This is a genomic window from Bacillus sp. FSL K6-6038 (assembly GCF_038050455.1).
Classification (GTDB): domain Bacteria; phylum Bacillota; class Bacilli; order Bacillales; family Bacillaceae_G; genus Bacillus_A; species Bacillus_A pseudomycoides.
In genome coordinates this window covers 1-12,088 of sequence record NZ_JBBOUH010000005.1, presented here as the reverse complement: position 1 = coordinate 12,088, position 12,088 = coordinate 1, and the positions used below count along the sequence as shown (strand labels likewise).

Genomic DNA, 12,088 nt, shown 5'->3' with positions numbered 1-12,088 from the left:
TGAATGTAAACAAATATCTAAAAGTTTACATTCAAATATATTTTATTATTACTGCTTTTTATCCTGTTTAATTTTCTTAATATTGCAAATTACAAAAATACAATTTACAATTATTGTATAATTAAAAAATTTTGAAGGAGTGTTGATATGAAGATTAAAGGGGTATTAATGTCTTTACTAGTTTTTGTTATATTTTTAGGATTTTTTCCAGTAGAGAAAGCAAGTGCATCCGTATCATCTGATTCAGTAAACGAAGTAGGAGATAGGATTGATACAAGTAAAAACTATTATATAGTTCCAGCAGATTCACCAACAAGAGGATTAATTTCCCATCTACTTTATAATACTACATTACCAGTACTAGTTAGTTCACACGGTAAAACAGTAGAAAACCCTTCCGCAGATCCTGTGAAATTGCATTTTTCTGAAGAAAACAAGAAGTATCGTATTGAAATGCCTGTAGCCATGTTAGGTTCTTATTGGATCCGAGCATGGGGGAATGGTGTGAATTTTAGTAGGGAGAAAGATACAGCGTATTGGGATATAACTCCTGTAGAGGGAGGATATACACTGCAAGCAGAAGGAGGATACCTAAATTATAAAGAGGTTGAATTCTCAATGCATGGCCCTCGTACAACGACCTATTTAGGTAAAGAAGAAGTTGTGTGGAAATTAGTACCTGCGTTTTAAATTTTGTATAAGTTTTAAGTATATCTTGTCTAAAAAATAATACATAAATAAAACAGTACAAGTCATTTTAATATGCGATTTGTGCTGTTTTGTATTTATTAAAACTCAAATCTAAGTAAAAAATAAAATAGATTTTGATTCATTTTTCTTATTGATATTGAAAGTAAACAAATATTCAAAAGTTTACTTTCAGATATTGGATAGGTAATGGCATATCGCCAAGCCGAACAGACCAAAAACGAGGACTTAGGTTGCTTGATTTGGACTAGCAATTATACCCACTGGACCGGACCGATCGATCCTACCAATCCAAAAACAAGGGGGCTTCTTTTTCGGTTGGTAAATTTAGTATATTGTTATTAAAAAAGAAAGGAAGTTTTACATGAATTTATTACAAAATATTAGATTAATATTTTGTATTGAAATTTTAATTGTAGCCTTCATTTGTATACGGGGTTATGTAAAATCGGATTATCCTCTTTATATTCCAATTAGTATTTTTGTGTTAGCTATTGGTTTGCTTTCCTTTTTTGAATATAGAAAAAGGAAAGTGAATGAAAAGAGGTAGTTACATGGTGTGTGTCAACGGTACCGGACCGAACCCGTAAGGGGACGGGAGGATAAGGAGTTGACACACTAACTATGCAACCCTCTGGTGGTTTGTCAAAAGGTACCCTTTTGACCCTGCCAACCGGCGAGGGAGCCCCTCAAGGATTGTGAGGGGTTGGGGAGTTCGATTGATGGGGTCAAGGGGAAGAGTTCCCCTTGTAGGTTCGGACAAAGTCCGAGGTTTTTGCCATGCTTTGCAGGGCTCGGCAAAGCCGAAAAGCGTCGCAGACCCCTATCGATTTTGATGCGTTAGCGTCAAAATACGTATAGGGTTACGTTAATTGACTCCATTTCGTCGCTTTGCTAGACTTATGGTATCAATTATTCTAGGGGGAAGTGGTGGCATTTTATGTTGTTCTCTATTTCATTTAATCAATCTCATCAAAGTTCATTAAGCCATAATAACAGGGAAAATATTCATGGGAATCCCAGCATCGATCCATCTAGGTTAGAAGAGAATATCTATTTTGTTCAAAAAGACATCCGAAGTGTATACAAGGATGTTTTTCAAGAAGCAGTAGACAAGTATAACGAGAAACAAAAACGGAATGACCGTAAGATTAAGGATTACTATGACAAAATCCATAAAGATGAAAAGACACATGAGCAACGAGAACTCGTTGTAGCGATCGGGGAAGGCAAAGACGACCCAAAGTATAGGGAAGCCAAAAAGGAAGCGTTAAAACAGTATGCTGAGGCGTTTCAAGAGCGAAATCCCAATCTAGTAGTTTATAACATGGTTTTACATGATGATGAAGCCAATCCGCATTTACATATTAACTATGTACCGAATTTCGAAAGTAGTCGAGGATTAACGAGGCGTGTCGGAATGGATAGAGCCTTGCAACAACAAGGAGTAAAAGGAAAAGGAACGGAGTTAATTGCAAGTTGGAGACAATCAGAAACGGCTTATATTGAATCTTTGGCTAAAGAACAAATTCCAGAATTTGAACGAGCGAATGTAGGTTCACATAAGTACATGAAAGTCCGTCAATACAAGGAATATGCTGAAATGAAATCAACCGTTGAGAATCAAATATATGAAAAAGAAATGCAGTTAGAAGTTTTTGATCATCATATGCAATATGCTGAAGAAAAAGTAAATGAATTACAGATGGTGAAAATACATGTAGTTGATAAATACAAAGAGTTAGAAGCAGTGGAACAACAAGTGAAAAGTGAAGGTGAAAAGTTACAGCTGATTGGTCAGCGATATATAGAGTTAGAAAAAAAGGTGAAACAACAGCAAGAGGAATTGGATAGTTTTGCGGATCAAGTACCAAATGAACCTGTTAAAATTCCATTTTTGCGTAAAGAAGTAATAACAGAAGTACAGGATAAAATGTTTGGGAAAGCTGAAATCACAAAGAAACAGACAAGAAATTATGTGTTATCACCAGAACAATATCAAAAATTAACAAAACAAGTGAATGCAGCGGTTACTATCAAAAAGGATTATGAACGTTTGAAAAAAACAGATTTTGTGAAAGAGAATGAGAGTTTAAAAGTACATGCGGAGGGGTGGATGGAAGAAAATCGAACATTGAAACAAGAAAAAAGTCAGTTGCAAAAAAGAATAGGTGTATTAAATACTGAAATAAGCTCATTAAAAGCTCATATAAAAGATTTACAGACAAACATAAGGGTTTTATATCAGCAAACAAAAAAACTCTTTAAAGAACAATTTAAAGAGTTTAGAGAGCTTATTAAAAATGAATTAGGTAATAAAGGAGTAAATAATCAATTTGAACGTGAAAATAAGAGGGAAATGGTTAAAAAGCAAGGATATGATATAGAGCGTTAAAAGATCCATAGAAAAAGTAATTACTTTTTTTGGGAAACTTTGTTTGATAATCTTTTGAGAGAATATATGTGATAAAATAAAAAATGAGCCATGCGGTAACATGGCTCATTTTAAAGGGTATTCAATGGAAATACCTAAAATTCATTTATCTGGTTATAGATTATCATAATTTGATTCATAATCAAATAGCAAAAAATAGGTATTTTTGTTGATTCCCTCAATTAGAGGAGGAATTGACATAATGAAAGATGAAAATGAACAAATTTTAGGACAAGCTTTAAATCAAGCTAATAGAAATGCTAGAAAAAGAGATTTTGAGAAAGATGGAAAACAAAGAGATCAGGCTGAAGAACTTAAAAAATCTCTTTTACAACAGTTAAAAGAACTAACTGGAGAAGACCATTATGTTGGAACTAATAAAGATCCATTTACTGGAGAACCTTTTAATCAAGTAATGCATAGAAATTTAGATTTATTGAATAGTATTGGTTATTTAACTCAAGCAGAAGAAAGTTTTTTATTTAGAATTCAAGCTTATTTGGAATTTAGAAGTAATGTCATTATTTGTAGAGATGATAAATTTAAAAGGAAACGAAAGATCGTTGAGGACGATTTTGAGTTACCAAGAGCGGCAACTGTTTCTGAAATTGCTGAAATGATAGGTAAATCAAGGCAAAAAACATCAACTGTTATGAATTCATTAAAGAAAAAAGAAATTTTACTTAATCCAGAAGGTGCAGGCCAAATTATTGAAAATGGTCGCACTGTAAGTCCTAGAACATGGATAGTAAATCCTTACATAATGATTTGTGCACCTCGAAAAAATGAAGTGAAACTTGATAAATTAACGATGAGATTGTTTCAACATTCTTTGAAAAATCTTAAAGATCAAAATGGTAAAAAAGTAAAATTACCAGCTAGATTTTTTTAGACTGTATCAATTTGATACAGTTTTTTTTATGTACTTTATCCATTATTTAGGTGTCACGAAAAGGTGACAAAAAACAAAAAAGTGTCACCTTTTCGTGACACCCTAAAAAGTGCATTAAACCTAGTTGTATCAAGGGATCTACATGATTTTTGTAAATGCTCTCTATTATCACTATTATTAAAGAGCTAAAAGTTCCGCAAGGAACAGGTAGTATTTTTGAGCAAACAACGCTCAAAAATCTCCACCTTCATCATAAAAAGGTCGGTTCGTAAATCCTCACCTAAAGGCTAACGCCTTTTCTTTTTTATGACGTCCTTGCAAAACTTTTTTCGGCTCGTGTGCTTTTTTCGCCAAGCCGACAGACAAAAAGCAAAACAATGGTTCTCGACTTGGACTAGCAAGTATACGAGCCGAACCGCTTAGATCATTCGTTCAAAAATAGCTCTTATTCAAACAATTGATACGTAATACGTGGGGATTCGTCCCCACACGACGAGCCAGCACTCTAGCCAAAAAGCAAGAGGTGTTTTAAAACCTTGGGTGTGGTTATATGCCGATTACATTGGAGAAAGGCATTCATTAGAGTGTCTTTTTTTTATTTCTTAAAAGACTTGCTCGTATATTATTTAAAGACATAAAATAATGTGAATCCGTTAAAAAACATGAGTGACCCCTTGTTTTCCCCTCTTATCTAAAGGAGGAACTATTATGGGCTTTGGTGGTAGTTGTGGTAGTTGTGGCGGCGGCTTTGCTGGAGGATTCGCATTACTTGTTGTGCTCTTTATATTATTAATCATAGTTGGAGCTGCTTGCTTCTGCTAAAAAACAATCCGAAAAGACACTTGTAAAGGTGTCTTTTCTTATGAAAAAAATATTTATATAATGTGTAGTTAAAATTGGGGATCTCCCGATTCAAAAGATGGGTACAAGTTGTCCTTTTAAACTGTGGAAAATGAGGATGAATAAAGATTCATGTGAAGTTAACATAAAGCATCATTATCGGTAGCAAGGACAAGGGGGCTCCTTACTGTCACAAGGGATTTTCCTGGTTCTTTTTTTGTTTATGCATGATTTTATACATGGTTGGTATAGCAAGGATTCTAGGGATCCTTGCTATTTTGTTTTTCCTCTTTTCTTGCATAAAATCTTGTATAAAGAAAAAAGATTTTGATGTTGTTATTGAGAAGTAAGGAGTATCTAATTTTAAAATTGATATGTGTCCCTAAGCTTGAGGCTGTAATATGAACTAAATACATTACTCTTGTGAAGATTATGGAAGTTAAAAATACAAACAAGTGATACGTGAATTATTAGGAAAAAGGGTATATCATTGCTATAGCGAATATATTTTTGAGGTGAAACGCTATGAAGACGTTTTATAGTCCTAGTGACGTGGCGGAGCAATTAGCTATCCAATCATCTACATTACGTAAGTATGCAGACGTGTTAGAAAAAGAGGGTTACACTTTCATAAAAAACGAGCGTGGGCATAGGAAATATAGAGAAAGTGATGTAATGGTATTCCGTAAGGTTATAAACTTAAAGAACGACACAGATATGACACTAGAAAATGCCACAAAACAAATTGTATTATGGCATCAAGGTGTTGAAGTATTGCCATTGGATAGATATGAAGTTGAGCGCTATGAAGAACCGGATTTCAACGCTACAACGCTACAGATAATGATTCAAGATCAAAAAGAAGTCATTGAAAAACAAAATGTCTTGCTTCAGGAATTAACCAAACGATTAACTGAGCAAGATCAGAGATTTATACAAAGAGAATCAGAGTTATTGAGCGCTATACAAACGATACAGGAATCCCAGGCACTTATAGCGATGAATACTAGCGAAGACATGGCGAAGAACCAGGGCCGTGATGAAATGCTCATGCAAACAATAAGGGAAGTCCAGGAAGTTAAGAAGATGATTGCAGCAAGTAAAGATAAGAAATGGTATGAGTTTTGGAAATAATCTTTTGAATCTTTAAACCCTTGATATTATTGAGTTTTTGTATTTTTCCTTTCTCACTATATATATATCTAAAAGTTCCGTAAGGAACGGGTCGTGTGCTATTGTGTCAAGCAGAGAGACCAAAAGCAAGGAAAACACGCTATACATACATGTATGTATAGCGTGTTTTCGTAATGAATTTTAATTATTTGTTTTTAGGAGTATCGATTCTTACGGAGTATAGACGTTTTTCAACGTAATGTTTTGAAATAGTAAGAGGTTGTGTGTCTGTACTATTTTTAAATTTTGTATAATTTGGTTTTTTAATTGGTGTTGTTATAGTTTCGGCAAATTCATATGGGTAATTAACTTTAGATTTGTCTTCAAGCATATAGATAGCTCCTTTTTTAGAGTGTTTGTTAAAGAGTTGTACTATAATACAATATGTTTATATATTTTTTTTGGGACTAGATATGTATCAACCAATTCATATTGGGGTATCACCCGATGATTTGGTTGGACTAGTTGGTTCAGTTGTTAACACATAATGAAGTTCTACGTAGAATTTTATTTTCTTCGTATATAAAAATCTTTATCTTTAAATTGTGAAAAACGGATATGAATAAACATACATGTGAGGTTAACATAATGTCTTATTATTGATAACAAATATAAAAGGTTCATCCTTCTTTACAAGGGGATAAGCTTTTTATATAATTTCTCATCAAAAACTAAAAATGCTGAACTATTTTACTGGTGTTTGCGATCACAATGAAAACAAATAAAACAACATCTACGGAACTTATCTTTCTTACATTTACAAGAATTACTATGACATTTTGACTTACAAGAATGACTATCATGCTTACATTTACAAGAATCATTACTACGCTTCGAACAGTTGCTACTCCAGCTCATTTTTTATACCTCCTTTTCGAATACCAGTTATATTATTCTATGTTTTAATAAGAAAAATGCTTGTTTATTAACCTATGTTAAATTCTATAGAAAACCCTCTATTGCAGTATTTTATACATTGTTGATATAGCGGAGATTTTAGGGATCCTCGTTATTTTCTTTTTCTTTTTTTTGTATAAAATTTTGTATAAATTATTAAATTGATAGATGTAAAAACTAATAAAAACTTTTCTTTAAATTTTAAAAAGAAGGTGTTACTTTTTTAAAAAAGGAAAACACTATGTAGTAACTATAGAACAGCTTAGAGTAGAGGGAAGACAAAGTATGGCTTAAACTTATTGGGGATCTGAGGTAGCCAAGAACTTAGGGATTGGCTCAAGTACTTTACGTAAATATTGCCTTTCCTTGGAAGAAGCCGGATATCCTTTCGAGCGGGGTAACAATAATTCGAGAGTTTTTTTCATAAAGAGGTAGCAACTGTTGCTACAGATAGCGTAGTAGATACAGAACACATAAAAGTATTAACAGAACGTATAGAACGATTAGAACAACTTAATTTAGAATTGATTCAAAGATTAGATCAGCAAAGCAAACTTTTACAGGAAAATGATGTTCAAAGGATAATAAGAGAAGAACAAAGAGATACTCAATTAATGCAAGTATTTAAAAGAAATATAAGATAGCAAGCGTCTAATAGCAGCTTCAGAACAGAAGAGATCTTTTTGGAGTCGTCTATTTGGTAAATAAATTAGAATTTAATAATAGAAAGAAAAGTTCACTTTTTATTTGAAAAAAGATAAGAAGTGAATTTTTTGTTTACTAGTAATAATTGATAGGTTGTGTAAATCTAATTTTTATTTCTAAAACAAATTGGTTAATTGTTTTAGAGCATTTTAATTAAGTATTGAATATTATAAGAATGTAATCTGTAGATTACTAATTATTTAATTTAGTAGGAGGTGAATTTTAAAATGCCTTTCACTACTGGTCCAATTGAAAATGTAGGAAATCAGCCTGCTAATGCAAATAGAGCTAAGGTTAAAATCCTCAATCGTACTGGAGGTACACTTAATGGGGTACTTCGATCTTTTAGACTTGATGGTACAAGAACATTAATCGAACAGAGAAACTTTTCTGTAGCTGCTAATGCTTCTGCTCTTGTAATTCTAAGTTTAGTTCACTCTACTTTGGGACAAGCAGAACAATATGAAGTTGAAATTGTCCCTAATCAAAACGGTGGCATATACAGTGTTTATGGAGTAACTCCTCAGGGTGTTATTATTACTGCACAACGAGTTTTGAATACAGAATTAACGCAGATTCTTTAATATTAAATAAGGGGTTGGTTATCTTTTTAGGTAACCAACTTTCTTTATTTAATTGTTGAAAATCATAGATTATAAAAAAGTATTGCTATTTTTGTAAGCGCTTACTATAATAAAGGTACAAGGATTCATAAAATCTTAATATAAGAATAAAGGAGGAAATAAAATGGAAATTGCAATGGCAGTTTTAAAATTTGTAGGTGGAGTAATTCCATTCGTACAAGAGCTTTTAAAAGCATTTATGTAAGTTGTTTATTCTGCAATTATTTATAAAAATTATCATACAAATGATCTGTATATCAAAGATGAATTGATGTACAGATCATTTGTGTGAGCAATCTTTAAATAAGAAAGGAGAATCCCAAAAAGAATATGGGATTCTCCTTTTTTTAGTGCATGAAATGTTGCGAAATAACTGACTTGATTTAAGAATATTAATGAGAATTTTTAATTAGCAGCTAGATTGTCCAGTTGTTCCACCAATTCTTACTTGTTGAGTTTGTAATACTTTCAAAGTAAGATCAAGAACGATTTTTTCACGTAAGTGGTCAAATGCTTTTTCATGATGTTTACCACATGATTCTTCATGATGTTTATCATGATCATTATCACATGGTGAGAAGTCAAGCTCATAAAATTCTGCACTAATTATTTCACAAAATGGTTGTTCATTATAGAAAACATTATTTTCAAAGAAGAATTTGTCTAGACGAGGAACATCAGTGTTTTTTGGATTAATAAAACGAGCTTTATTTTCTGAAGAAAAAGCTATGATTGGGTTAGAAGAAAAGTCACCTGCAGTTAAATCAGCAAAACCTGAGAATCGAACCTTTGCAATTTTATCATGAATCACGCCATTGCAGTCTTTAGCAGCATATTCAATATTTTTACGAATAAAACCTTCTACAAACAATTTTGCTCTTGTTACTCGTAAATACCCTGTTTCATTAATTGGTTCATATTCAACAGGTACTAGTTTACATTGTTGTAAAAATACATCTTTTAACACTCTTTTAATTTCTACTGCTGGTGGACAAAGTGGGATATTTGCTTCTACTACAATTTGAAGTGTTCTTTCTGCTAATACAACTGGAATTTTAACTATTGGATTTCTTGTAAGAACAGGCGTTGCTGGAGTATCACTGAACGGAATTTGTGTTTCTGCTTTAACCTTACAATCTTTATTGTGATCGTGTTTGTTTTCACTCAATTAAAAAACCTCCATTTATTTTTGTTTTTCGAGTGTTTCCATATCTACTTTAATATGATATTTAATATATCTATTTGTGTGCGGGCTTGTATAATAGTTACTTTTCTCATTTTGAAATAAGAAAAACTAAATTAGATTACTTAAAATTCATTGCACTATATTGAATAGGACAGCATATATTATATTGTGGAACGAGCGTCGGACATTTGTTTTACACTTATATATAATTAAATAAATCTCCCATAACAAGAAAAGGAACCTACTAGTAGGTTCCTTTTCTTGTTATGGGGGTAGAAGGAGCAATCGTACCGTGAAGTGAAAAGTAATTTGCAGAAAATGTAACTATGGCTCGAACTTATTGGGGATCTGAGGTAGCCAAGAATTTGAGGATTGGCTCAAGTTCTTGGCGTAAATATTGCCTTACCCTGGAGGAAGCTGGGTATCCTTTTGATCGCGGCAACAATAATTCTAGAATTTTTTTCATAAAAACGTAGCAGCTTTAGAACAGAAGAAATCAATTTGGAATGGTCTGTTTGGTAAATAAATTAGAATTGAATGATAAAAAGAAAAGCTGGCTTTTTATTTGAAACAAGATAAACGAGCTTTTTTGGATACTACCGATAATGATAGGTTATGTAAACTTTATATGTATACGATATATAGTATTGCTTTCCTTTGGACAAGTAGAGACAAGTATACAGGAAAAACAAGATCGTTTTACATTTAATATATTAAATTTAAACAAAGGAGCTTGATTATTTATGTCATCAAAAAATAGATTGTATTTCAATCCTTGTGAGTTTCCACTTCCTATTCAGGGATCTTCAGGATCAACACCACAATCAGCATTCAGGGCTGTTAGGGATGTTACTAATGCATCTATACCTGTTTCTGCAGACACTGATGTGCAAGTTTTATACCCGAATGAACAATACGATCTAATAAATGAATATAGTACTTTTACTTCCACATTTATTCCAGAAACAAAAGGTATATATTCTATTATTGCAAGTGTTCAATTTAGTTCTGTTACTTTTACCAATCCTTATAGGGTGCGAATAGCCATCAGAGTAAACAATACTGACGTAGCCCGAGATAATGATTTCTTTAGTACAATCCCATTTGACAATGATGTATCTGTTTCTACTAACATTCAGTTAAATGCTGGAGATCAAGTACAGGTATTTGTGCAAAGTTCTGTAGTTGGTGAAATCGTTTCAGATCCTGCAACTACACACTTTGAAGCTACTAGATTTCCATCTCCAACATAATAAAACAAGTTTATTTTCTTAACTTTCGATAACACTGATTATGTGAATGAAAAGTCCCTTCAGAAGATGAAGGGACTTTTCTAGGTTTCTAGATACATGGACTGCTGATAAGTGTGTTATGTAACTCTTACATGAATATAGTATATATCGTTATTTTCTTGTTTCTCTCTTTATTCTTTATATTTGCATACTAAACATGCTTGTATCCTATATTGATGCAAGCAATTATATATACCCTACCTATAGTACATAAATCAATAATGCAGGTATTGCAGTACATTGTAATGAGAGAGGAGTATGTTTTATGGAATCACGACCTCTGAAGAAAACTATGTATGAAAATATATCATAACCAAAAATACTATCTCTTTGGAATATAGGCTGTTAAACAAGCTCTTCTTGTATTTAAACATAGAATAGAATGAATTCTATATTTCTCGAAGGGGATGTTTTTAAATGTTTAATGATCATGATAAATGCGTATGTGATCAGTTAGCGGTTTTACAATTAGGTACAGAAGTAGATATTTTTTTAAGTGGGAATACAATCGAAGACGTTATTTTTGTTAATTTCAATCCAGAAAATTTTTGTGCAACTTTTGTAGATAATGAAACAGAACCAGGAACTGTAATTGTTTTAGATTGTCGAGATATTTTAGCACTTCGAATTGAATAATTAGATAGAAAAAAAGAGCTTTTTTAAAAGCTCTTTTTTTATTTTTATAACTAAAAATAAAAAGATTATTCTTAGTTAATTATGATTATACTGATGAAATTTTATGGAGATGAAAATCTAGCTGCTTCAAAATGTGTTCCTTCGTTATTCAAAATAGTCATATTTCCTCCGCTAATAATTGTCCATATTTGAACTTTATCCCTTTTATTTAATTGTAGAATAGTACTTACTCTTACTACATGAGGTCGTCTAACTAATTTTGGCACGAAATAGTGATCTTCTTTAACAATATCGATATCATTTACACGTATTAACATGGTTGTAGTACGAGGATTATCAAAAGGAATATTAGCAAGAAATGCTGCACCTGCAGTAATAGCATATACTCCTTTTCTTTTAGGAATAAAGGTTGAATCGGATATATTATACTCATCTTTTAAATCAAATTGTTTAGTTTCATACGTAATCTGTTGAATTTGTGTTGTAAGTACATTCTGGTTAAATGCTTTTACAGCTCTAAATGCGGATGGTCTAATTAATTGTAGTAAAGCTATTATAGGATTACCCCCTTTTACATTAACTTATGAATTATGTAGAAAGAGTGATTGGACCAGAGGTTTTGCTTTGATTTGAATGTATACTTTTTTATTTATTTTTGAGGATATCAGGGGATTTGGGATGAAGTTAATGATTAAGGTGTTT

General features: G+C 32.1%; 11 protein-coding genes and 2 pseudogenes. 10 read left to right on the top strand and 3 right to left on the bottom strand.

Translation table 11 applies throughout. The features are described 5' to 3' along the window. Positions 1-147 precede the first annotated feature (147 nt). From NSQ40_RS29335 to NSQ40_RS29315, 5 genes are all read left to right on the top strand, one after another. Positions 148-690, top strand: a complete 543-nt coding sequence (locus tag NSQ40_RS29335; RefSeq protein ID WP_258248736.1) for a hypothetical protein — start codon at positions 148-150, stop codon at positions 688-690. 958 nt (positions 691-1,648) lie between these two features. Next, positions 1,649-3,103 carry a plasmid recombination protein gene (locus NSQ40_RS29330; protein WP_258248697.1) on the top strand — a complete coding sequence of 485 codons (1,455 nt, stop codon included), beginning with the start codon at positions 1,649-1,651 and terminating at the stop codon, positions 3,101-3,103. A 241-nt stretch (positions 3,104-3,344) separates the two neighbouring features. Next, complete coding sequence (locus NSQ40_RS29325; protein WP_098159435.1) at positions 3,345-4,034, top strand: Rep protein; 690 nt, start codon at positions 3,345-3,347, stop codon at positions 4,032-4,034. A gap of 708 nt (positions 4,035-4,742) precedes the next feature. Continuing rightward, positions 4,743-4,856, top strand: coding sequence for a YjcZ family sporulation protein (locus tag NSQ40_RS29320; RefSeq protein WP_003203942.1), 114 nt, complete (start codon positions 4,743-4,745; stop codon positions 4,854-4,856). Positions 4,857-5,399: 543 nt separating this feature from the next. Continuing rightward, the gene (locus NSQ40_RS29315; protein ID WP_098159437.1) at positions 5,400-6,008 is read left to right on the top strand and encodes a DUF3967 domain-containing protein; all 609 of its coding nucleotides are present in this window, start codon (positions 5,400-5,402) and stop codon (positions 6,006-6,008) included. A gap of 184 nt (positions 6,009-6,192) precedes the next feature. On the opposite strand, the gene NSQ40_RS29310 is transcribed toward NSQ40_RS29315, so the two are convergent. After that, entirely contained in the window at positions 6,193-6,378 is a 186-nt protein-coding gene (locus NSQ40_RS29310) for a hypothetical protein (RefSeq protein ID WP_098159438.1), read from the bottom strand. A gap of 896 nt (positions 6,379-7,274) precedes the next feature. On the opposite strand from NSQ40_RS29310, the pseudogene NSQ40_RS29305 reads away from it, so the two are divergent. Further along, positions 7,275-7,652 (top strand): annotated as a pseudogene (locus tag NSQ40_RS29305) (DUF3967 domain-containing protein). Positions 7,653-7,876: 224 nt separating this feature from the next. Beyond that, on the top strand, positions 7,877-8,233 hold the full coding sequence (locus tag NSQ40_RS29300) for an ATPase (protein ID WP_098159439.1): 357 nt from the start codon (positions 7,877-7,879) through the stop codon (positions 8,231-8,233). Positions 8,234-8,681: 448 nt separating this feature from the next. Here the strand turns inward: NSQ40_RS29300 and NSQ40_RS29295 are convergent, their stop codons facing one another. Beyond that, positions 8,682-9,440 (bottom strand): CsxC family protein, encoded by a 759-nt coding sequence (locus NSQ40_RS29295; RefSeq protein ID WP_098159440.1) that lies wholly within the window; start codon positions 9,438-9,440, stop codon positions 8,682-8,684. A 344-nt stretch (positions 9,441-9,784) separates the two neighbouring features. Between NSQ40_RS29295 and NSQ40_RS29600 the strand changes: the two are divergent. The 3 genes and pseudogenes from NSQ40_RS29600 to NSQ40_RS29285 all read left to right on the top strand — a co-directional run. After that, positions 9,785-9,966: pseudogene (locus NSQ40_RS29600) on the top strand (DUF3967 domain-containing protein); the annotation flags it as partial. Positions 9,967-10,201: 235 nt separating this feature from the next. Further along, entirely contained in the window at positions 10,202-10,711 is a 510-nt protein-coding gene (locus NSQ40_RS29290) for a hypothetical protein (protein ID WP_098159441.1), read from the top strand. A 456-nt stretch (positions 10,712-11,167) separates the two neighbouring features. After that, complete coding sequence (locus NSQ40_RS29285; protein ID WP_003209791.1) at positions 11,168-11,386, top strand: hypothetical protein; 219 nt, start codon at positions 11,168-11,170, stop codon at positions 11,384-11,386. Positions 11,387-11,487: 101 nt separating this feature from the next. Here NSQ40_RS29285 and NSQ40_RS29280 read toward each other — a convergent pair whose 3' ends face one another. Beyond that, positions 11,488-11,703: a hypothetical protein gene (locus tag NSQ40_RS29280; RefSeq protein ID WP_098159442.1), complete on the bottom strand. Its 216-nt coding sequence runs from the start codon at positions 11,701-11,703 to the stop codon at positions 11,488-11,490. Positions 11,704-12,088 lie beyond the last annotated feature (385 nt).